14 protein-coding genes are annotated in these 22,915 nt (G+C 61.1%); 10 read left to right on the plus strand and 4 right to left on the minus strand.

Translation table 11 applies throughout. The annotated features are described in order from the left end of the window. Nucleotides 1-24 precede the first annotated feature (24 nt). The 7 genes from brxC to brxL are packed head-to-tail and all read left to right on the plus strand — an operon-like array spanning nt 25 to nt 16,620. The gene (gene brxC / locus ACSFA3_RS08530) at nt 25-3,486 is read left to right on the plus strand and encodes a BREX system P-loop protein BrxC (RefSeq protein WP_435505016.1); all 3,462 of its coding nucleotides are present in this window, start codon (nt 25-27) and stop codon (nt 3,484-3,486) included. A gap of 12 nt (nt 3,487-3,498) precedes the next feature. Further along, on the plus strand, nt 3,499-4,248 hold the full coding sequence (locus ACSFA3_RS08535) for a hypothetical protein (protein ID WP_435505017.1): 750 nt from the start codon (nt 3,499-3,501) through the stop codon (nt 4,246-4,248). A gap of 5 nt (nt 4,249-4,253) precedes the next feature. Then, a complete protein-coding gene (locus ACSFA3_RS08540) occupies nt 4,254-7,658 on the plus strand; it encodes an Eco57I restriction-modification methylase domain-containing protein (RefSeq protein WP_435505018.1) in 3,405 nt (1,134 codons plus the stop codon). After that, nucleotides 7,639-10,521, plus strand: coding sequence for a TrlF family AAA-like ATPase (locus tag ACSFA3_RS08545; RefSeq protein WP_435505019.1), 2,883 nt, complete (start codon nt 7,639-7,641; stop codon nt 10,519-10,521). Before ACSFA3_RS08540 ends, ACSFA3_RS08545 begins: the two co-directional genes overlap by 20 nt. Nucleotides 10,522-10,553: 32 nt before the next feature. Further along, nucleotides 10,554-12,242: a DUF262 domain-containing protein gene (locus tag ACSFA3_RS08550; protein ID WP_435505020.1), complete on the plus strand. Its 1,689-nt coding sequence runs from the start codon at nt 10,554-10,556 to the stop codon at nt 12,240-12,242. Further along, complete coding sequence (gene pglZ, locus ACSFA3_RS08555) at nt 12,239-14,572, plus strand: BREX-1 system phosphatase PglZ type B (RefSeq protein ID WP_435505021.1); 2,334 nt, start codon at nt 12,239-12,241, stop codon at nt 14,570-14,572. The genes ACSFA3_RS08550 and pglZ overlap by 4 nt, the downstream gene beginning before the upstream one ends. Before the next feature lie 2 nt (nt 14,573-14,574). After that, nucleotides 14,575-16,620 (plus strand): protease Lon-related BREX system protein BrxL, encoded by a 2,046-nt coding sequence (gene brxL, locus ACSFA3_RS08560; protein ID WP_435505022.1) that lies wholly within the window; start codon nt 14,575-14,577, stop codon nt 16,618-16,620. Between the two features lie 626 nt (nt 16,621-17,246). Here brxL and ACSFA3_RS08565 read toward each other — a convergent pair. Continuing rightward, nucleotides 17,247-17,474: a DNA-binding protein gene (locus tag ACSFA3_RS08565; protein ID WP_435505023.1), complete on the minus strand. Its 228-nt coding sequence runs from the start codon at nt 17,472-17,474 to the stop codon at nt 17,247-17,249. 147 nt (nt 17,475-17,621) lie between these two features. Between ACSFA3_RS08565 and ACSFA3_RS08570 the strand changes: the two genes are divergently transcribed. From ACSFA3_RS08570 to ACSFA3_RS08580, 3 genes are read left to right on the plus strand one after another with little or no spacing between them, the layout of a single operon-like run. After that, complete coding sequence (locus ACSFA3_RS08570; protein WP_435505024.1) at nt 17,622-18,176, plus strand: hypothetical protein; 555 nt, start codon at nt 17,622-17,624, stop codon at nt 18,174-18,176. After that, the gene (locus ACSFA3_RS08575) at nt 18,173-18,397 is read left to right on the plus strand and encodes a BPSL0761 family protein (RefSeq protein WP_435505025.1); all 225 of its coding nucleotides are present in this window, start codon (nt 18,173-18,175) and stop codon (nt 18,395-18,397) included. The genes ACSFA3_RS08570 and ACSFA3_RS08575 overlap by 4 nt, the downstream gene beginning before the upstream one ends. Beyond that, nucleotides 18,394-18,645 (plus strand): BPSL0761 family protein, encoded by a 252-nt coding sequence (locus ACSFA3_RS08580; protein ID WP_435505026.1) that lies wholly within the window; start codon nt 18,394-18,396, stop codon nt 18,643-18,645. The genes ACSFA3_RS08575 and ACSFA3_RS08580 overlap by 4 nt, the downstream gene beginning before the upstream one ends. A 64-nt stretch (nt 18,646-18,709) precedes the next feature. Here ACSFA3_RS08580 and ACSFA3_RS08585 read toward each other — a convergent pair whose 3' ends face one another. The 3 genes from ACSFA3_RS08585 to ACSFA3_RS08595 form a co-directional block, all read right to left on the minus strand. After that, nucleotides 18,710-20,659 (minus strand): hypothetical protein, encoded by a 1,950-nt coding sequence (locus ACSFA3_RS08585; protein ID WP_435505027.1) that lies wholly within the window; start codon nt 20,657-20,659, stop codon nt 18,710-18,712. A gap of 408 nt (nt 20,660-21,067) precedes the next feature. Next, nucleotides 21,068-21,565: a DUF4411 family protein gene (locus ACSFA3_RS08590; protein WP_435505028.1), complete on the minus strand. Its 498-nt coding sequence runs from the start codon at nt 21,563-21,565 to the stop codon at nt 21,068-21,070. After that, nucleotides 21,562-22,701: a helix-turn-helix domain-containing protein gene (locus ACSFA3_RS08595; RefSeq protein ID WP_435505029.1), complete on the minus strand. Its 1,140-nt coding sequence runs from the start codon at nt 22,699-22,701 to the stop codon at nt 21,562-21,564. Before ACSFA3_RS08595 ends, ACSFA3_RS08590 begins: the two co-directional genes overlap by 4 nt. Nucleotides 22,702-22,915: the final 214 nt, after the last annotated feature.

Consider the following 22,915-nt stretch of genomic DNA (forward strand, 5'->3'; position numbering starts at 1 on the left):
TCCAAGAACCAAGCAAGGACAACCGTGCTGAACCGAGACATCTACAACAAGGCCCCCAAAGAAAATCGTCTCGTCAACAATGGCGTGGCCGAGGTTTCCGAGGACCATTCGGAGGCTGCGCAGGCAATCCTGCGCTACGAGCTGGAGTCTTTCGTCTGCGACGGCCAGTATAAAAAAGGCTTGGAGACCATCCTCGACAAGTTCCTGCTGAACCTGGACGCTGGCAGCGAGCAACCGGGGGTGTGGATTTCGGGCTTTTACGGCAGTGGCAAGTCGCACTTGGCGAAGATGCTTCGCACGCTGTGGACCGACTACCAGTTCGCTGATGGAGCTACGGCCCGCAGCTTGGCCAAGCTTTCTACGGGCGTGTTCGAGCATCTGAAAGAACTCAGCACTCAAGGCAAGCGCTACGGCGCGCTGCACGCTGCCGCGGGCAAGCTGGGCGCCGGCGCGGGCGACAAGGTGCGACTGGCCCTCCTAGGCATCATCTTCAAGTCCAAGGGCTTGCCTGAGCAATACAACCAGGCCCAGTTCGTTCTGTGGCTGACGCGAGAAGGGCTGTTGGCCCAGGTGGAAGCAGAGCTGCAGGCCGCAGGCCGCTCTCTGGCGCAGGAGCTGCCGCACATGTACGTGTCCAGCCACTTGGCTAAGGCGCTGCTCAAAGCCAGGCCCGACCTGGCTCACACCGAGGCCGACGTTCGCAAACTGCTCAAGGAGCAGTTCCCCCAGGTCACCGACGTCACCAGTGACCAGATGACCACGGCCATCGCCGACGCGCTGACGGTCGATGGGCACTTCCCGCTCACCCTAGTGGTGTTGGACGAAGTCCAGCAGTACATCGGTGCGGACGCCGAAAAGGCTTTCCAGGTTCAGGAGGTCACCGAGACCCTGTCCAAGCACTTCAACGGCAAGCTGCTTTTCGTGGGCACTGGCCAGTCGGCGCTCTCAGGCATGCCCAATCTGCAGCGTCTCATGGGTCGCTTCCCGGTCCAGGTGATGCTGGGCGACTGGGATGTCGAGAACGTCACCCGTCAAATCATACTGGCCAAGAAGCCGACGGCCATGCCCGACGTCGAACATGTCTGGCGTGCCAACCTTGGCGAAATCTCCCGGCATTTGCGTGGCACCAAGCTCGAGCACGTTACCGAAGACGAAAACGTGATGACCTCGGACTACCCGCTGCTACCGGTACGTCGCCGCTTCTGGGAACGCGTGCTTCGGACCATCGACACCACCGGCACCGTGTCGCAGCTGCGCAGTCAGTTGCGGGTGGTGCACGAGGCTGTGCTGGCCACGGCTGACGCCCCTCTGGGCCACGTCGTCTCGGGCGACTTTCTCTACGACCAGATTGCCGCAAACCTGGTCTCCACTGCCCAACTGCCGAAGGAAGTATTCGAGAACGTCCAGCGTTTCGCTGCGGGCGATGCGAACGGCCAGCTCAAGGCCAAGCTGCTCAAGCTCGTTTACCTCATCAACAAGCTGCCGAGTGACGCCGCGCTGGACATCGGCCTGAAGGCCACCGAAGACGCACTGGCTGACCTGCTGGTGACCGACCTCTCGGCGGGTTCAGCCGAACTGCGCAAGAAGCTACCGGCCTTGCTTGAGGAACTGCAGAACAAGGACCGCCTTGTCATGGCACTCGTCGGCGGCAGTGGCACCGAATACCGACTGCAGACCCGTGAATCCAGCGCCTGGTACGACGAGTTCCGCGCCCAGGATGCCGAGCTGAAAGCTGCGCCGCAGCGCGTCGAACAAAAGCGCGCAGACCTGCTGAAGGCCCGCTTCGCCGAGGTGCTCAAGAAAGTACGGGTAGTGCAAGGCAAGGACAACGTCGAGCGTCGGCTGGCACCGACCTACGATGACACCCTGCCCAAGGACCACGCCCAGACCCTGTACTTGTGGATTCAGGACGGGTGGCAAACCGAAGAGAAATCCGTCATCGCCGAAGCTAATGGCAAACCGGCCGACAACCCGACGCTGTTCGCCTTCTTGCCGGCGCAGCACAAGACCGAACTCACCAATGCCATCGTGGCACTCGAGGCGGCCCGCACCACGCTGCAAAAGAGGGGCAGCCCCTCCACCGAAGAAGGCCGTGACGCGCAGCGTTCAATGGAGAGCCGCCAGCGCACCGCAGAGAAAGAGTTGACCGAACTGTTGGAGCAACTGTTCGGCACCGTGCGCGTGTTCCAGGCTGGTGGCCAGGAAGCACAAGATGGCAACGACCTGGCCGACCGCATCAACCGCGCCGCCAAGTCTTCCGCCATCCGGCTGTACAGCCAGTTCGACGCCGCCGACCACGACCAGTGGAGCAAGGTGCTTGACGAAGCCCGCAAGGGCAACCTCGAGGCGCTCAAGGTCGTGGGCCACAGTCAGGAGGCCGACAAGCACCCCGTTTGCCAGAAGCTGCTGGCCTATATCGGCCCGGGGAAAAAGGGCGCCGAAGTGCGCGAGCAGTTTGAGGCTCCACCCTTCGGCTGGCCGCGCGATGCCATCGACGGTGCGCTCTACGCCCTGCTGGCTGCCGGGCATCTCAAGGCCAGCGATGCCGCCTCGAAACCTGTCGATGCCAAGAGTCTGGACCGAGCCCGCCTCACCCAGGCCCACTTCCAGCGTGAGAGTGTCAACATCGCGCCGCTGCAGTTCATCAAGATTCGCTCCCTGTTCAGCAATGTGGGCGTGCCCTGTCAGCCGAAGGAAGAGCTTGCCAAAGTGCCCCTGCTTCTCGCCAAGTTGCGCGACCAGGCCGCCAAGGCCGGCGGTGTCACCCCTGCGCCCGAGCAACCCAAGCTCGCGCTCATCGAAGCCATCGAGGGCCAGTCCGGCAATGCGCAACTGCTTGAGCTGTTTACCCGCTTTGATGAAATCGTCGCGCTGTCCAAGGCTTGGACGCAAACAGCCGATGCCATCGCCAAGCGTCTCCCGGTGTGGCATCAGCTCGACAAGTTGCTGCGCCAGGCCAAGGCACTTGGTCCCTACGCCGCATTGAAAGCCGAGCGGGACGCCATCGAAGCGCAACGTAGCCTGCTTGCCGAGCCAGACCCGGTGCGCCCATTGCTCGACAAGGCCGTCGACCTGTTGCGACAGGCACTCAAGGCCAAGCTCGACGTGTTCGCGCAGACCCATGCTCAGCAACGTGCCCTCCTCGATGCGGACGCCGATTGGGCCGAGCTCACAGATGCCCAACGCGCGGCCCTGTCCGAAGCGCACCATCTGGCCGCGCCTCCTACTGTGGCGTTGGGCACGGCTGAGTTACTGCAAGATGCACTTGACGACTGCGACCTGGACCACTGGGTGTCAAAGGCTCAAGCACTGCCCAGTCGCTTTGAAGTTGCGCGTCATGCCGCGGTGCACTTCTTGAAGCCAAACGTCGTTCATGTTGCGCTGCCCAAGCGCACTCTGAACGACGACGCAGAGTTGAAGGCTTGGTTGGCCGAGGTGGAGGCTATGTTGACCGCCAAGCTCAAACAAGGGCCGGTGGCGCTCTGACTGAGCCTTCGCATGGTCAGTTCACCTCTTTTTGGCTGGGCCAACGGGCTTCAGTTGCTTCCTCGGCGCTTCCACGGGGAAGACGGTGCGTCCTGTACGCCTGATACCCAATCTGAGGAGTGGGCAGTTTCGGTTGCCCTCGATGAGGTGATTCCGTTGCATGGGATTGCGATGGCCAAGTGGCACAGCATGGCCGAGACACGGAAGCTAACTCGCGAATATCTGCAGAAGGCAGACGCACTCATCGACGGGCTGTGGGAAGGCAGGCTGGACAAGGAGGAGCAAGACCTTGTCCGAACAGAACTTGGTGAGCAACCTCTTTTCTGCCTGCCGATTTACTTGGTAACGGTCGGTGCTGGCAGCGAAGAGAGGGTGGTGTACGTTGGGAAGACCAGCTCATCTCGGCGCTTCACGAATGGCCATCATGTCGCCCTGAAGCTGCATGACCCACAGTTTGCCAGACTAGCGAAGCAGGTTTATCGCTGCTCGGTCTTGATGGACCTTCATGATGAGTACGTCGCGCTGGAATGGGTAGAGCCAGAAGAGCTCTCTGCTGTGCTATTGGATTGCGTTGAATCTGTCCTAATTTACGCACTACAGCCAGAACTCAATACGGCGAAACGTCGCAAGCCAAGAGTTGGGAAGCCGGTCTCTGTTCATGTACAGAACTACGCCGGAAACGACCTCTTGGACGACCTGATGCTTTGGCACAAGGACGATGAACCTCTGTCGTTCGTGCCCGCAAAGAACATGGGGAGCTAAAAAGAATGAATGCAAGCAATCAGCCGCTGGCCAAGCTTCTACGCAGCCAACTGGAGAACGCCGTCAAGGCCGCCCGCGACGTGGCGGAGAAAGGCGCCCGCGCCGCCCTCAGCCAGTTGGCCGTGGCCGAAGCCAAGGCCCCTGACTACCTGAATGCGGAGCTTAAGGCTATGCGTCGCCGACTACGCGCTCATGGCCGCGCCCTTGGCGATGCCAAGGCGACCGACGACACGCAATGCCTGCGGCACCTGGTCTGGGAAGTGGCCTACGAGCACTGGCACCGCATGCTGTTCGCCCGCTTCCTTGCCGAGAACGGCCTGCTGCTGTGGGAGCCGGGCGCGGCAGTGTCGCTGGACGACTGCGAGGCGCTGGTGCAGGAAGCCGAACCGGCAATGAACCTCGGCGCCAAGACAAAATGGGAACTGGCTGGCAAGCTGGCCGCCCGCATGTTGCCGCAGGTGTTCAAGCCGCAAAGCCCGGTGTTTGAGTTGGGCTTTGCGCCCGAGCACCAGCGCGAGCTGGAGCGCCTGTTGGCCGCGCTGTCGCCCGAGGTGTTCAAGGCCAGTGACAGTCTGGGCTGGGTTTACCAGTTCTGGCAGGCCAAGCGCAAGGACGAGGTCAACGCCTCGGAGGTGAAGATTGGCGCCGACGAGCTGCCCGCCGTCACCCAGCTCTTCACCGAGCCCTACATGGTGGACTTCCTGCTTCACAACTCGTTGGGCGCCTGGTGGGTGACTCGCCACCCCGGCAAGACCTGCCCCGTGTCTTTGACCTACCTGCGCACGCTGGACGACGGCAATCCGGCAGCCGGCAAGTTCGAAGGCTGGCCGGACAGGCTGGACGAGTTCAAGCTACTGGACCCCTGCTGTGGTTCGGGCCACTTCCTGGTGGCGGCATTCCTGCTGCTGGTGCCCATGCGCATGGCGGCGGAAGGCCTAAGTGCGATGGCCGCGGTGGATACCGTGCTGGCCGACAACCTGCACGGCCTGGAACTGGACGCCCGCTGCGTGGAGATTGCGGTCTTCGCGCTGGCCCTGGCGGCCTGGCGTTTCCCCGACGAGAACGGTGACCCGTTGGGCGTGCGCGGCGACATGCCCGCGCCGCGGGTCGCCTGTTGCGGCCTGAAGGTCGCCGCCAAGCCCGAGGACTGGGTGGCCCTGGTGCCGGATGACGCCGCCAATGCCGCCTATCTGCGGCAGGAGCTACGCCTTCTGCACGCCAGCTTCGCACAGGCTCCCTTGCTCGGCAGCCTGCTGGACTCGGCGCGCAGTCTGAAGAACGACCTGGTCACCTCCAGCTTCGACACCCTGCGCGAGCTACTGGGTCGCGCGCTGGCCACCGAGCGCCCGGCCACGCTGTGGGGGCAGGCCAGCGAGCTGCATGACGATAGCTGGGACTTGGCGTTCACCGCCAAGGGTTTGCTGGATGCCGCTCGGCTGCTGGATGAGCGTTACCACTTGGTGGTGACCAACGTGCCGTATCTGGCCCGCGGCAGGCAACACGCTACGCTGATGAGTTACTGCGAGGCGCACTATCCGCTGGCAAAGAACGATTTGGCCAACGTGTTCCTCGAACGCTGTTTGGAACTGAGCAGAGAGCAGGGGGCTGGCGTCGTGCAAATCGTGATGCCTCAGAACTGGCTGTTCCTCACAGGCTACAAGAAGCAGCGTGAATCATTACTGCAAACCGTGCAATGGAACCTGTTGGCACGTCTCGGCCCTGGAGCGTTTGAGACTATCAGCGGTGAGGTTGTCCAGGCAGTTCTGCTTACTCAGACTAATGCTCCCGCTGCCGAGGGGTTTCAGCTTCGCGGCATTGATGCAAGCTCCCCGAGAGGGGCGCAGGAAAAGGCTGCCACGCTTCGCAGCGGCACGGTGGCATCAGTCAGTCTTAAAGGTCAACTGGCTAATCCGGATGCCCGAGTCAGCTTGCAGGTGCTTCAGAACCACTCCGAGCTCTTGGCGCGCCACGGCGAAAGCTATCAGGGCCTGGTTACCGGCGACCTGGAGAGATTCGTCACCACTTTCTGGGAGCATGAGGAGCTCGCCGCCAATGGATGGGCGGCGTTTCGAACAACCGTCGATGTAAGCAACACAGCGCTTGAGGGCGTGCATCACGCAATTCTCTGGGAATCTGGTCGAGGGCAACTCGCCTCTTATGCAACTGCGTCGCGGGACCGCTTGCACGACATGCACGAAAGCGGAAATCGTGCGTGGAGCAAGTATGGAGTCGCCATCAATCGCATGCGTGGTCTCCGTGTTGCCCTCTACCAGGGAGAGCGTTTTGACAACAATGTGGCCGTCGTCGTTCCAAAGAGCGAGACTGCGTTAGGGGCGATTTGGTGCTTCCTGGCCAGCGACGAATTCGCGGAGCATGTAAAGAGCCTAGACACAACGTTAAAGATTACGAATCAGACTTTGCTAAAGGTCCCCTTCGACCTTGCCCGTTGGCAGCAAGTCGCAGCTGAGCGGTACCCCAACGGGCTGCCCAAGCCGTATTCCGACGACCCAACACAGTGGCTGTTCCACGGCCACCCACAGCCCGCTGCCGACCCGCTGCAAGTCGCCGTCGCCCGCTTGGTGGGCTACCGCTGGCCCGCCGAGACCGACACGGCGATGGAGCTGGCTGACGAGGCCCGCACCTGGCTTGCCCGCTGCGACAAGCTGACCCAGCACACCGACGACGACGGCATCGTTTGCTTGCCCTCGGTGCGGCAAGAGGACCCCGCCCATAAGCGCCTGCTTAACTTGCTCATCGACGCATGGGAGACCGTGCAGCCCGGCAGTTGGAAGCCTGCCGTGCTCGACAAGCTGCTGGGTGATGCCGACTGCGCCGGCAAGGGACTGGACGTATGGCTGCGCGAGAAGTTTTTCGAGCAGCATGCCAAGCGCTTTCATCACCGCCCCTTCATCTGGCATGTGTGGGACGGTCTGAAGGGCGGCTTTGCCGCGCTGGTGAACTACCACCAGCTCGACCGCAAAAAGCTGGAGCGCCTCATTCACACCTACCTGGGCGACTGGATAAGCCTGCAGGAAGCTGGCGTGCGTGACGGTATCGACGACGCGCAGCAGCGCCTGGCCGCAGCCCAGGCCCTGAAGCGCCGTCTGGAACTCATCCTCGAAGGCGAGCCACCCCATGACATCTTCGTGCGCTGGAGTTCGCTGGCCGAACAGCCAATCGGCTGGAACCCCGAGTTAAACGATGGCGTGCGCCTGAACATCCGCCCCTTCATGAACGCCGAAGTGCTGCGCCACAACAAGAAGCCCAAGCTCAACATCACCTGGGATAAGGACCGCGGCAAGGATGTCGAGAGTGCGCCTTGGTTCAAGGTGTTTGGTGGTGAGCGTATCAATGACCATCATTTAACGCTGGCGCAGAAGAAGGCAGCACGTGAGGCGCACCCTGGCTGACTACGAAGGTATGCGATGGTTCAAGTGCGACTTCCAGGTGCAGACGCCCGAGGACGCCGCGCACTGGGGCGATGCCGACACGAGGCTGCCGGAGCCGCGCCGGCCCATGGTTACGCCCGACCCGGACGCTCAGGGAAACGTCGGCCCAGCCAAGCCTGACGAACGTCGCTTGCAGGAGGTGGCTCGGGCCTACCTGCATCGGTGCCACGAAGTCGGCCTGGAAGTGATGGGCGTCACGGACCACAACTTTTCGCAGAAGACCGACCCGCGCGACTGGTTCCTGACACACTTGGTTGAGCAGAACAAGTCCGTGGCTCGAGAGTTGGGTCGACCGCCGTTGCACATCCTTCCAGGGTTCGAGGTGGACATTGGCTACCACGTACTGTGTTTGTTCGAGCCGGCCAAGAAAGCCAGCCATGTCTGGCGGGTGAACCGGTTGTTGTGCAAATTAGGCCTGGATGAAAACGAACGCGTTCGACAGGGACGGCTCATGCCGCTCAGGCGGAACAACGTGACCGTGAGCCTGAAGGAACTGGTTGAGCTGGTGCAGGACGAGCACAAGGGCATCGTCATTGCTGCACACTCAGACCAGAACGATGGCCTTTTGAACGACGCTCGGCACATTGAGGACTACAAGAACAAAAAGCTCATGGCGCTGGAGGTGACCGCCAACCCACCATCTCCGCGAGTGCTTGAAATCGTTAAAGGGCGCAATCGCGCTTGGTCTCGGCAAGAATGCCACCCCGCTTATGTGATGTCCTCGGACGCCAAGTCGCTCAGCAAGGATGCGCAGGGGCAGCCCATCGCCAATTCGTTGGGCTACAGGCACAGCTGGCTCAAGATGTCGAAGCCTTCCATCGAGTCGCTTCGGCAGGCGTTTCTGGACCCGCTGTCTCGCATTCAATTGATGGGCGGACGGCCGAGCGACGCGCTGGTTCATCCCCGCATCACCAAGATTGCGGTGCAGGGTGCGAAGTTCCTGGAGGACCAAGAGGTCTGTTTCTCAGAGGGCCTCAACTGCGTCATCGGTGGTCGAGGCAGTGGCAAGTCCTCCTTGTTGGAGTACGTGCGATTCGCCGTTAGCCTCGATGAGCCTGCGGCCAAAGGTGAAGAGGATGACCTGTCGCTCCAGCGCAAACGAAAGCAGCTGAAGGATTCGCTCACTGCCGGGTCAGAGTTGCGGGTCAGCTTCGAAGTGGGCAATGGGGTCTCGGACACCTTGGTTTATGCGCCTGGAAAGCCGGCAGGGCAGCAACGATGGTTGGACGGGCGCGAGGTTGCAGACCTGAACACTGTTCTGAGGCAACTTCAACTGCAGTTCTTCAGCCAGGGAGAACTCAGTCGCATGACCAACGGTGCGCAGGGGCAGGCGCAAGTTCTGTCCCTGATTGACACCGCAGGCGGGGCACCGTTGCTGGAGCTCAAGGCGTCCGAGCGCGAACTCAAGGCCCGTCTCAAGTCGCTTTTTCAAAGCACGCGCGACGCCGCCAGGCTGCGGGCCGAGGTTGCCGAGGCGCAGCAAGAGGCGGTTGAACTGGAGCGTCAGCTGAAGGCGCGAGATGCTGTTCAAGAGGACTCGCAGCTGAACCAACTGGCGCTGGAGGCTCGGCGCCATCTCGGGCGCATGAAGTCTGCAGACGCGCCGATGCTGGAATCGGTGGACGCCGTGTTGAAGAGCCTGGGTACGCCACTGGAGGCATTGGCAGCCAATGCGGAGCGGTGGCCCAAGGCCGACTGGTTCAAGAGCACCGTCACGCGCATGGAGCAGGGGCGCGCCGAGTTGGCCTCCGCCATCGGCAAGGCGGTTGATGAGTATCGGCAGGTGATGGCCGCGTGCGTTGGGGACGATGCCACGCGGGAAGCCGAAGAGGCTATAGCTGCGGTGCAGGAGCGTTTCCGCGGTGCTTGCGTGGCGAGCGGCATTCAAGAAGATGACGTCGCGCGGATGCAAGACTTGGAGGAGAAGCGCCAGGAAAAGTTGAAGCTGGTCGAGGAGCGGCAGAAGCGACTGGCTGACGTGCAGAGCGAGGCCGACAAGTTTCCCCAGGTGCTCGAAGAACTGCATGGTGTGTGGCGAGCCCAGTTCGATGCACGGCGTGCAACGGCACAGGCCATCGAGGAGGCCGTGGCTTCACGGACCGTGCGCCTGAGCACCTCGTTCATGTCTGACGAATCCTCGTTCAGGGCTGGATGGGGGAGGTTGGCTCCGGCCGACAAGCGAGGAAAGTTGGCCCGCCGCTGGGACGACATCGGCGAAGAGCTCTTTCAAACCTGGGCAAAGCGTGCTGATGCGTCGGTATGGGAGACGCTTGAGGTCGCGAGAGCGAACACGATGTTGCTGGAAATACCGCAGCTGGAAGCTCTTCATCAACCGCTGTTCGTGCATCTCGACAGCGAAAACGTTCGTGCCCTGTGGGAGGACGTTCGCATCTCCAGAGTGAGCGATGGCATTGACGTCGAACTCTTGCGCGAGGACCGTACTGTTGCCGGCTCCATGAGCGGTGCGCTGTCAGAAGGACAGCGAAACACGGTTCTGTTGAACCTGATGCTGGCCCGAGGTGAAGGCCCCATCGTGATTGACCAGCCTGAGGACGAGTTGGACTCGAGCTTCATCTATCGAACCCTGGTCCGTGACCTCCGGGCTACGAAAAGCAAGCGGCAGTTGATAGTTGCCACACACAACGCCAACCTGCCCGTCAACGCGGACGCTGAGCAGATTTATGCCCTTGAAGCACGCGACGGTCGAGGCAAGCTCCGCGCCCAAGGTGGCTTGGACCGAAAGGGTGTTGCCGAGGCCGTGCTGGACATCATGGAGGGCTCGGAGCAAGCCTTCAAGCAGCGCAGTGAAAAATACCACTTCTGACGGCACGGCAGCCAGGCAGAACAAGGATAACCATGACCAAGAAAATCAGCGGAGCGGAGTTCCCGCTAGCCAAAATCTTCAGTTCGGATTTCGACTACGTCATTCCGAGCTATCAGCGTCCCTATGCTTGGACACCCGTACAGGCGGGCGAGCTTTTTTCTGACCTCTACGACTTCTACTTGAAGGAGGACAAGGAGGACACCTATTTTCTGGGAAGCGTTGTGCTCATCAAGGACGAGGGCAAGCCGCAATCCGAGGTCATTGACGGCCAGCAGCGGTTGACCACGTTGACGGTTCTGCTGGCAGCTTTGACGAATCGGGCCACGGGTCAGATTCGCGATTCGTTTCACCGCTACCTGTGCGAGCCCGGCAATGTGCTGGAAGGCCTTGCGCAAAAGCCCCGCTTGACGCTTCGCGAGCGGGACCGGGCGTTCTTCAAACGTTACGTGCAGGATGTTGCACTGGACGAGCTGCTGGGCCTGGACCCGGCGCAACTGGACAACGAGTCCCAACGGAATATCCAAGCCAATGCAAGGCTTTTCCTGCAGCGGCTGGAGGCGGCGTTTGGCACGGACGCCCAGGCGGCCACGCAGTTCGGCGGCTTCCTGGTGCAGCGCTGTTTTTTGGTAGCTGTGTCGACGCCCAGTCAGCAGTCTGCCTTCCGTGTGTTCTCGGTGCTCAACAGCCGTGGGCTGGACTTGCTGCCTACTGACATCATCAAGTCCGACGTCATCGGCAAGGTGAAGCCGGCCCTACGCGACGAGTACAACGACACCTGGGAGGAGCTGGAGGTCGAGACCGGCCGCGATGGCTTCGCCGAGGTGTTTGGCCATATCCGCATGATTTACGCGAAAGACAAGGCTCGTCGTGCCTTGCTCGAAGAGTTCCGCGAACGCGTGATTGAAAAAGTGCCATCCGCCGAAGAATTGGTGACGAAGGTCATCGAGCCTTACGCGCAGGCTTATTTGGTAGCCAAGCATGCACAGTTTGTCTCGACAGCCAATGCAGCCGAGGTGAACACACTGCTTCATTGGCTGAACCGCATCGACAACTCGGATTGGCTGCCAAGCGCCATGCGGTTCTTGGCCGAACACGACTCGGACGCAGCGTATGTTTGCTGGTTCATCAAACGCCTTGAGCGGCTCGCGGCGTTCATGCATGTGTGTGGGCACGATGTAAACGGTCGCATCGAGCGATACGCTAGGGTGTTGCATGCACTCGAGAAGCCCCACTCCATGGCCCAGCCGGTGACGGCAGTTGAGCTGAGCGACATGGAGAAGCAGACGTTTTTGCAACACCTCCAGAGTGAGGTCTACCTGATGGCAGCTCGGCGCAGGAACTATCTCATCCTGCGTTTGGACTCATTTCTTTCGGACGGCGCAGCCACGTACAACCCTGCGGTGCTCACCATCGAGCATGTCTTGCCTCAGACGGTAGCGACGGGGTCGGCGTGGGCAACGCAGTGGCCAAACGTCACTGACCAGTTACTTTGGCTGCATCGCTTGGCCAACCTGGTCCCCCTGACCCAGCGACGCAATTCGCAAGCGCAGAACCATGATTTCGAGCGCAAGAAGAAGGCCTACTTCGGCGGAAAACAGGGCGTCTCGTCATATGTACTGACCACTCAGGTGCTCAATACGCCGAGTTGGACCCCGGCAGTTGTCGAGCAACGTCAACGGGACCTGTTGGACGTTCTCTCCAATTCCTGGGACTTGAAATGAGCGCGGCGCCTCAAGGTTCGCCATCGACTGATTCAGTGGGTAGCGCGCTTGCGACGGTGGTGCGGTCCGCAGCCAAGGGCAACTCTCACGCCGCAACACCTGCCGCGGCAATTCTGTGGCCCGACAAGGAGGGCCATTGGCTTGCCGCAATGCCAGCGCTGAGCAAGCTGTTGCCTAACCTGTACATGCTCGGCGCATACGCGCCGGCACAGCGCAGCGGCCCGGCCATCTGGCTCAAATGTGCCATCGCCGGGCTGTTGCCCGAGGTCAAACTCGAGGGCGTGCCGGTGGTCTACCTGCCAGGCGTCAGTCGCGCCGAGTTGCGCGCCATCGAAAGCTGTCCGCGCGCCCTTCAGCCGCTGGCTGAGTTGCAGTACCGCGGCGTGTTTTGGAGCCAGTCCAACGCCAAAGACTGGACTCCTGGCGCCTTCCTGGCCTCCAAGAACGGTGGCCTGGGTCTGGACGTGGCACAGGACAAGGCAACCCAGGAGGCTCTGGGTCAGGCACTGCAAGCCGGTGTGCTGCTGTCACACGGCGTGGACGAACTCAAAGACAGGGCCATCAACGCCGAGTGGTTGCTGGGTTTGATGGCGCCCAACCCGACGCGTGACCTGCTGCTGTGGTTGAACGACGCCGAAGCGACCCGCCGCCTGTGGGGTGACGTGCTGTGGGACGTTTTTGCCAAACGCTGCAAGGCCGACTTCGGCTTCGACCCCATCGCCGACGGCGCGCTGGTGGCGGCCGAACGGCTTGCCAAGGCAGAAGGCAAGTGGTCTGCGGTCTCTCAGCTCTATCAGGATTCGTTCAGCAGCTTTCCCAACGTCTTCGGGCTGCTTGCTAAGGTGCAGCTGCCCCAGTTGGGTTTATTCCCCGACCAAAGCCAGTTGGCGGGCTATCCGCAGGTCAACGAGCAAAGCGAAGCTGCGCTGCGCTACGCCTTGTCAGCTTGCGCCGGCATGGACGCACCCCAAGCCCGCACGGCCGTGTTGGCGGCCGAGCATGAGCACGGCATGCGCCGTGGATGGCTATGGGCCCGGATGGGGTGCTCACCTTTGGTGACGGCCTTGGCGCATCTGGCTAAGGTGGCCGAGCGCAGCGCCCTTGCACCGACCGGCCAGTCACCTGCCGAACTGGCCAGCAGCTACCAACACAGTGGCTGGGAGGTGGATGAGGCGGCGCTTAACGCGATGGGCTCCGTTCATGCCAAGGCGGATTCGGACGCAGTTAAGGCAACTTTGCGAGCGGTCTACCTGCCGTGGTTGGAGGAGGCCGCACGTCGCCTGCAGGAGGCCGCTAAGGCTGTAGGAGGCCTGCCCCCGCTCGCCAAGCTGGCCGACGGGCCTGTTGCTGGTGCCTGCACAGTCTTCGTCGACGGCCTGCGGTACGACGTGGCGGTGCGGCTGAGTCAGCGACTTGCGGCCCTTGGCAAGGTCGACGTGTCGGCGCACTGGACAAGCCTGCCGTCGGTGACGGCCTCAGGAAAGCCCTGGTGCTCACCGGTGTCCAACCACGTCGTGGGCTCGGCGGACGGTGTCGACTTCGAGCCAATCTCCGGCTACAGCTTCCGAAAGCTGCTGGCCGAGCATGGTGTGCAGCCCTTGGACAAGCATGACAAGGGTGACCCGCTCGGCAAGGCCTGGACCGAAGCCGGCGACCTGGACCACTATGGCCACGAGCACGGCGTGCGCCTGGCCCGTGACCTTGTCACCCAGCTGGACCAAGTGGTCGAGCGTGTCGAAGAACTGATAGAGGCCGGCTGGAACAGCGTTCGCATCGTCACCGACCACGGCTGGCTGCTAATGCCAGGTGGGTTGCCGAAAACCGAGCTGCCGAAGCACCAAGCCGGAACCCGCTGGGGTCGCTGCGCAGTGCTGAAGGACAGCGCGCACGGCACCCCGCTGACGTTTGGCTGGGACTGGTGCAAGGATGTGCAGGTGGCGTATGCACCGGGGGTTGCGTGCTTCAGCGCCGGCACCGAGTACGCCCACGGTGGCATCAGCCTTCAGGAGTGCCTGGTACCAATGCTGCAACTTCAGGTCGCCGGAGCCAGCAGCGAGGCTGCATTGGTCACGATTCGGTCTGTGGCGTGGAAGGGGCTTCGCTGTTCTGTCGTCGTGGAAGGAACTGCACCGGGCCAGCGTGTGGACATTCGGACCAAGGCTGCATTGGCTTCCAGCTCGCTCGCGTCTAGCACCAAGGCTCTCGACGGCGGCAAGGCCAGTCTGGCGGTGGCAGACGATGACCACATGGGCGCAGCGGCCGTGGTGGTGGTGCTCAGCGCCGACGGTGAGGTTCTGCAGAAGCGGGCGACCGCGGTGGGAGAAAACTAGACATGCAACTCGACGACCTGGACCGCAAGGCCACGCACGCATTTGAAGGCTATGTTGTGCGCAAGGACTTGGTGCGCACCTTCAGCCGCCAGTTCCCCGTGCCGACCTACGTCGTGGAATTCCTGCTTGGCCGCTACTGTGCCACCACGGACGAATTAGAAATCCAGGAGGGTCTGGACATCGTGCAGCGGCAGCTGGGTTCTCGCACGGTCAAAGCCGGCGAGGAAGAGCTGTTCAAAGCCAGGGCCCGCGAGTCGGGCTCCGTGAAAATCATCGACATCATCACGGTGCGGCTCGACTCCAAGACGGATTCGTATGTGGCGACCTTGCCTAGCTTGCGCTTGAACGATGTGCGGCTGACCCCGGAAATGGTCAAGGACAACGAGCGGATGCTGACGGGCGGCTTCTACGCCGAGGTGACGCTGGGCTACGACGCTTCGATTGCTCAGGAGAAGGGTGGGCGACCTTTCGGGGTCGAAGCCTTGAGAGCTATCCAGCTTTCCAAACGCGAGGTATTGGACGTTCTGGCCAAAGGACGAGCGAGCTTCTCGACCGCCGAGTGGCGGGACCTTCTGCTGCGCAGCGTGGGCTTCGAGCCGGGAACGCTGTCCGAGCGGGCCAAGGATGCGTTGCTGCTGCGGATGGTGCCGTTCGTCGAGCGCAACTACAACATGGTCGAGCTCGGCCCTCGCGGCACCGGCAAGTCGCATCTGTTTCAGCAGGTCTCGCCGTATGCCCACCTTATTTCGGGCGGCAAGGCCACGGTTGCGCGAATGTTCGTCAACAACTCGAGCGGTCAACGTGGCCTCGTGTGCCAGTACGACGTGGTGTGTTTCGACGAGGTGTCGGGCGTCTCTTTCGACCAGAAGGATGGCGTCAACATCATGAAGGGCTACATGGAGAGCGGAGAGTTCTCACGCGGTAAGGAGAGCATCCGCGCTGACGGCTCCATCGTTCTCGTGGGCAACTTCGATGTTGACGTGGAGCATCAGCAGCGCGTTGGTCATCTGTTCGGCCCGCTGCCGCCCGAGATGCGTGACGACACCGCGTTCATGGACCGCATCCATTGCTTCCTTCCGGGCTGGGAAGTGCCCAAGCTGAACCCCGGGCTCTTCACCGAGCACTTCGGCCTTGTGAGTGACTTCCTGTCCGAGTGCTTCACCCAACTGCGTGGCCAAAGCCGCGTGGCGGCCATGCAGGGACGCGTCTACTGGGGCGGTGCACTGAGCGGACGGGACATCAACGGCGTGAACAAGACGGTGAGTGGGCTGCTTAAGCTCATCTATCCAGATGCGCAAGCGCAGGTCGGCGAAGAAGACCTTGAGTGGGCGGTGCGGCTTGCTTTGGAGGTGCGACGTCGCGTGAAGGAGCAGCAGAAGCGCATTGGTGCAGCCGAGTTCCGCAATACTCACTTCAGCTACACACTTGGCGCAGAAGGCGTCGAAAAGTTCGTGTCGACGCCCGAGCTTCAGAGCCAGGGTGGCATTGGCGATGAACCCCTCGAGTGCGGACAGATTTGGACGCTAAGCCCGGGAGGGCAAGACGAACATCCTGGACTGTTTCGCTTGGAAGCGACCGAGGGGCCGGGGAGCGGCGTGCGGGTGCTGAACAACCCTGTTCCAGCGCCGTTCAAGGAGTCGATTCGCTGCGCTGAGCAGAATCTCTATGCGCGGGCGCTTCAACTTGTAGGAGACCGTGACCCGCGCTCACACGAGTTCTCAGTGCAACTACGAGGATTTGACTCGGCTAAATCCGGCGCAAAGACCGGCATCGCGGCACTCATCGCGTTGTCCAGCGCGCTGCTCAAGAAGTCGGTCCGGGGAGGATTGGTGGTGGTCGGTGAGGTCACGTTGGGTGGCACCATCGAGCCAGTTCATAACGCAGTGACCCTCGCCGAGTTGGCAGTAGAAAAAGGGGCCAAGTCGCTGCTCTTGCCCGTTTCATGCCGTCGCCAGCTTTTTGATTTGTCTGATGAGATGGCGACAAAGCTCGACATCGAGTTTTACCAAGATGGCCGGGATGCACTGCTGAAAAGTTTAGCGGACTGAGAGGAGGCAGTTTCCGTAGGCACGTCGTGGCGAGTACGTACTTCGGCGCTCCGTGTCCATTTTTCCAGTCACCGCGACCGGCTGGGAAGTCCGTCTGGTGCTCTTGCGTCACGACGATAAGGCGATTTCGATAGTTGATGGTAGAAGCTCACCGAATGATGGACTTCGAAGAATGGATGTTGGTGGAGTCTTAGAATTCGAACAAAGCTCCCCCAACCCGACCGCGCCGGGAGGCGAGCATTGTTCGAAACGATATGGATGCTGGAGCCAGCCTCGTCGCACGAACATGAAGGTCGGAGATAGCCGCCGTCACTCACTCAGTCTTTCGAGACCTGTCTGCCCCGCCGTTCCCCTCTAAGTGTGCTCCCAGGGTTGCATCTGAACGTCCGCTGATGCGTTGTGTTGGTCGCGGTGTATTCAGCCCCCTCCTCCAACTCATGCATGTAGCCCTGGGATTTATACGGCGCGGTCAGAGAGGTCTGCAGCGTCGGCCGGCACCAGGGACCCCCAGCCTATCGAACAGCTGCGCCTTGACCATGCTTTAGTTCATCTTTAGATCACTGTTGAATCGAAGCCCGATAGCTCGACCGGCAATAGGAGAAGGCGGCCCAAGGGCCGCCTGGAACTTACTTCCTGCGCGACGTCTTGCGCCCCAGCGTCGGGGCCAGACCTAGCTGTCGCAGATGTCGTTGAATTGTTGTGTAGCTCCCTGTCCCCAGCTCGAGCCTGATGTTGACAGGCCCGACGAACCGCTTCTCGCGAAGCAGCCGGACAGCGGCGTCGCGCACATCCTCAAGCTGCACGCCAGGACGCCCGCGCGCCGAATCGCGGCTGTTGCACTTTTTCCTCTTCATGATGGCCTTTCATGCGAGTTGGGACCTGCCAACCGCACTTCGTGTAGCCATCACTGCTCATGCGCATGCATCGAATTTCGTAATCGAAAATGCTTGCTGTGTCGCGTGTCGTTTAGGACGATGGCCCTTTGGCATCACAAACGTCCTATGAAATTGACCTCCCCATCTCTCTCAAAATTCGATGACGCCGCGCTGTACGCGCGACTTGACGCTGGAGTTGAAGCTGTATGCTTTTTCAACCCACAAGGCGTGCTTCATCCGCCCGGAATCGAGCTTCAAGATGCGCCTGTTGCGAGCGACCTGCTCCTGTGGGCTTGGCCCCTGATTGAGATTGCACGTCGATACGACGTCACGTTCGTGCTGGATACCGATGCGCTGGAGCAGTACCTTGCCGCCGCGCCACAGGTACTTCGTCGTCAGATTCACCCTAGTCCGCTCGCTGCGCACAGCACTCTGAATGGACGGACCACACTTGTGGATTCCGCCCGGGTCCATGCCGCGGCGCAAGGCATCGACAGATGGTTGGTCATCGACAGCACGCCGCAACGAAACCTCTTGGTCAACAACAACGTTTTGCCGTGCGACCCTCTAACCGGGCTATCAGAACCCTGGTTGGCAACCACTGCCTTTCTCTGGTGCAAGACTTTTGCGTGCCCGGTCTACGAGGAGCAGTCCGTCGCACTGGTGGCGCTTGGCGCGTGACAACGGCCGAAGAGCGCACGAGGGCTGTTGTTGAGACTGAGCGGTTCTTGCTGTGGCTTGAAAACGTTCCTGAATCTCCTCAGTTGCTGCAAGAGATTCGCGAACGAGCACTTCGGCTCTCGCGGCACTACCCGGACTGCTCACATATGCGGCTGGTCGCCGCCGCTCTTCCCATTTTTTGGGCCGAGCCTGCCGGGCCTGAAAGGCACACCATGCCATGAGCGGACCGAACGAACGTACCCGCGCAGTGCTGCGCACGCGGCAATTCCTCATGAGGCTGGCCGAGGGTGATGCTTCCCCTGGGGTACCCGGCCGCATGCGTGAGAAAGCACTATCGCTCCTGAAGCACTTTCCGACGGCCGCTGACATGGTCGAGGCGCATGCTCAATGCCCGAAAACTTTCGGACCGCCCACCGAGCGGTTAGACGTCGGATTCGGGACTTCCGACGGCGTCAGTTTGCAGGGTTGATTTTGGCCTCGGCGGTTGAGGCAGCATAAAGATGGAGCCGCGCGGCGCGCGGCTCCATCGCCTCTTACATCCGATTCAAGCTCTTGCCTAGCAACTCGCCCATCCGCTCAGCGCCATCGCCGCTTTGCAACCAGGCGTAGTGCTTCGCGACCGTAGCCTCTTGGTCATTCAACACCAGTGCGGCAATCTTCATGGTGCCGGCATCGCATTTGATGATGGATGTCGCGACCATGTGTCGGAACGCATGCGTACCGATACCATCGCAGTTCCACAGGTACTTCTTCGTGAGCGCCATGACCTGCCGACTCATCTCCATGTTTGGGTGATGCGCTGTAGTGGCAAGCCGCTTGAGCGGCAGTTGGCCACGGACGGTGACTTTTTGCTTAGGGTCTCGAACGCGGCGCAGGAACACGAGCTCACTCGGCCATCGCAAGAGGTGGCTTCTGTGCCGGTGCAGATACCGCTCAAGGTCTCTCCACACGGATTCATGGACGGGCGCATCGTAATTACGGACAGCGCTGCTTCCCCTCCGGTTCTTGAGATGAGTCTTCGGCACCCACAACCACCATGCTCCGCCCGTTCGCTGGTAAAGGGCTGCCTGATTGTCCGGGTGGTACCCGTTGCAGTTCAGCGAGGTCCAAGTCAAGGTCGCCAGATTTCGCATGCGCAGCGGGTTCGACGCCAGCAACTTCATGAGGAACAAATCGCGGGCCCAGACCGCCTCTCGGAGCGGACACCCGCCGACCGGTCTATCAAGCCGCATTCGCTGAATCATGTCGGCCAGAGCTTCCATCGGCTCGGGCAAATCCAAAATCGAACGCATTGGCGCGAATGGGTCGCGGCCACAGACGACTTCTGGTTGCAGAGCCTGCTTGAGTCTCAGGCAGTAGTTGTACTGCCTCCTGCATAGCGACTCCCAGCTCTCGGAATGAAGGGCTCGCGGCAGCGTGTTGAGCATATGAGGCTGCTGCGAAAGGTAGCCGTTCTCTGGTCGGACGAGCCAAATCACGGTCCCGAGAAAAGTCATGACATTTCGGGTGTACCTACCCCCAGCGCGCTCACGACACCAGGCGAGGTATGGTTCGATGTGCCCAGGGACAGCGAACCACGCGAGCGTCTGCAACTCATCAGCGGCGATGCCGAGACCACCTGCGGACTTCGGCAAGGCCATCCATCCGAGGTAGCTGCCAACTGCCGCCCAGCCAGGACTCGCGCTTGGCACTTCGACGCCGTTCAAGAACCACGGCCAGTTACTCGCAGTCTGTTGGCGCACGGCTACCGGCGCAAACGTCCATCGGCTGTTTCCGCTTCTCATCAAATCGGGAACCAAGGCGGTCTTGTACTCGAGGAGCGCGCGCCACTGCGCGCGCAAAGGAGACGCGCTGGGTGGCACGAGATAGAACTTTTGCGACGTGCGCGCGAGCAGTGTGGAGCGGTACTCGTTTTCCGGCGCACGCCCCACTTGCTCACGCGGTCGCGCATCTCCTTTGATGCCCGCGAGCGTCACCAAGCTCTCCTTCTCCAAGGAAAAGAACGCTTCGAGCCGACGGATAGCCTTGGCGTTGCTCGCGCGCGGCATTTTCCCGTGAAGCCAGCCAAACAGCATATCGCTGCTAACGCCAGCCTGTCGCGCGACGCGCTTGAACGGATGTCCAATGAAAACCTTCGCGATTGCGTTCTTGAACGGCGTCGTTTCGCCACTGCTCAGTGCCCGTGCCGTGTCATCTTCGGTCACTGCCAGGCGCCAAGGCTTCAGCGCGGCACGGGTGTTCGAAATGCTGCGGTCTGATTTGCCATCGTCGCGAAGCTTTTTTGCCAAGCGCTCTGTCGCAGCCAGATAGCCAAAACGCATTTCAGACCCGACGACATCGTTCGCCGGGATGTTGTTTGCTTGCAGAAATGCTCGAAGCGCCGTGGCGCGGTTTGCCGCAGTCTGGCGGTTCAGCTTGCCAGAATCCACCTGCACGACTTGGGCGTCGAGCAACTGGGAATAGGTGAGAGGTACAGGTTTCAAGGCTTTCTTTCGCGCCTTTGCTGCCGTTTTCGTCGTCTGCGAAGCAAGTAAAGACGACGGGACAAGATACCTGCAGAATTCGTAAGTACTTGATTTGTCAGGTACTTTCTTGTTCTCGCCGGACCCTCCTTTCTGCGAGATGAGCGGGTCGAGTGCAGGTAACGAGTGGACCAAGATGGGCCGCAAAGGCGAAGGTGTGTTCGCCCAGCGTGAAGCAACGGCTTTTAAACGGTGCCGTCGGCCAAGTCGGCACTTCCATTGGGCCTTCTGGAGTCAAACACTTGAAACTGCCCCTTGGTGGTTCAGCGCACGCAGCCAGGAGAGCTGGAAGTAGCAGAGCGTGGTCTACGTCATCGGCGCGACAGTGAAGGCTTTGACCCCAGATTTCCCGGCAGGTTGAACTTGTGCTCAGACCTCAAGAACAAACCGGGCGTCCAGTCGGTCCAGCATCTCAAAAGTGTTGATGCACTCGACGCCGTAGTGCTGGCAGACGTTCGGTATCAAGAACTTGCGTCGATTCTCAGTATTGAGCCGCTCATGGGTCACGATGGTGTGGCCTAGGACTCTGGCCTTTGCAATCAGCCACGGGTCGGCTCCGCCGAGAAACTCCCCGAGCGCCCCCGCCTTCATGCCTCCAGCCTGCCCTGCCAAGTGACTGGCAACTTCTCCAAACGCGGTCTGAGTGTCCTCGTCGGACTCTGGCAGGAACAGGTCCGCTTGCTGTATCGCCCACTGCGCGAGCTCGTCCGTGCCTCTGCGAATCTCGGCGCCGACGCTTTCGACACTGGCAAGCCGGCCGTCCTGCTTGTTTCGAGTGAGCCACGTCCAGTATCCTGGGCAGAAGCTCATTTGGTAGTAGCGATTTTTGGCTTCGATGAGCGTGTTGGCGTCCAGTAGATACGTCATATGCCCAACTGCCCTGCAAACTCACGAATCTTGCCAGGTTGGACGCCCAGCAGCCGGCCGGCATCCCTCAGTAGCAGACGGCCGCTGAGTGCTTCGGTGACCACCGCTTGCGAAAACCTCAAACTGTTCTTGGCCCCCGCGGTTCGGTAGAAGTTGCCCCCGCCGCCCTCCTGATTTCTGAAAGCTGCCAGCGCCGCGAGGTAGTACTCCGAGTACGTGGCCCGGTCGACGAGATTCATATCCAGTGCGCGACGCATGATGACAATGCGGCTGACGTGGAAACGCGTGGCCAGCTCGGCGACGCGAGCTACCACCTCTGCACTGCTTGCATTCCAGAGCCGCAGAAACACTTCGCCCGGAACCAGGAACTCACCAGCGACGGCGTTGCAGAACGTTTCCTCGCGGCGGCTATTGCCCGGAGCGACATTCGATATCCCGCTTGCACCAACCCAGATATGCGCCAACTCATGGAGCAGCGTAAATAGTCTTGCGGCTGGGGCGTCCGCGGAGTTGATGAACACAACGGGTGCCAGTGGGTCGCTGATGGCAAATCCGCGGAACTCGCTCACATCCAGTTTGCGATGGGTGTTGTTCCCCACAACACCGCTTCGCATCACCAGAATGCCCACTCGCTCCGCCGCCTCTACGAGTTCCCGGAAGTACACCTCCCACGTCCGCTGACCTTGCTCAAGTTCGACGGCGAGAACCGAACGGATATCCGCAGCGACGCGTCGTGGGTCCGCAGCAATGGTGAAACGACCGACGAATGGCAAGGGCTCGAGGCCGTGGTCTCGTTGGTACTCGAGATACCACTCCTGCCGTTGCAACGCGATGCGCACGGTTTCCATGAGGTCGACGCTAGGCCGCGGGACCGGTGCGCCGGCGACCGTTCTCAGGTCGGGCAGGGGGAGAGCCTCCTCAGGCGGCGCGTTCAGAAACAGGTAGCCGAACGGCGCGTGGAAAGAGTGCGCCAGATTCTGCGCCTGCCGGAACGTGGGCCGGCTATCTCCGCTCTCCCACGCCGAAAGCTGCTCTGGCTTGACGCTGGCGCCTTGCGCGGCGTCCTCGAGCGTCAAGCCCACGCGCTCGCGTGCCCAGCGCAACTGCGCCGGGTTGATGAGTGCTTGAGTCGCCATGAGCGAAGGATAAGGGATGACTGACTTCCGCCGGCGCATGCATCCAACTGCCTACGGCGCCGTGCTCCGTCGTGGTTGTCTTGGCTGACGCAGGGCGGCGGAAATTTGCGCTCGTGACTACAATGCAGACGTCATCAAATCTCTGGCAGTTTTTCTGTCAATGATGATTGGGAACGGGTGTGAATGACTGCGTTTTGACAGACAGTGGCTTCTG

It is taken from the genome of Variovorax glucosi, from assembly GCF_051216695.1.
In the GTDB taxonomy this organism is placed as follows: Bacteria; Pseudomonadota; Gammaproteobacteria; order Burkholderiales; family Burkholderiaceae_C; genus Variovorax.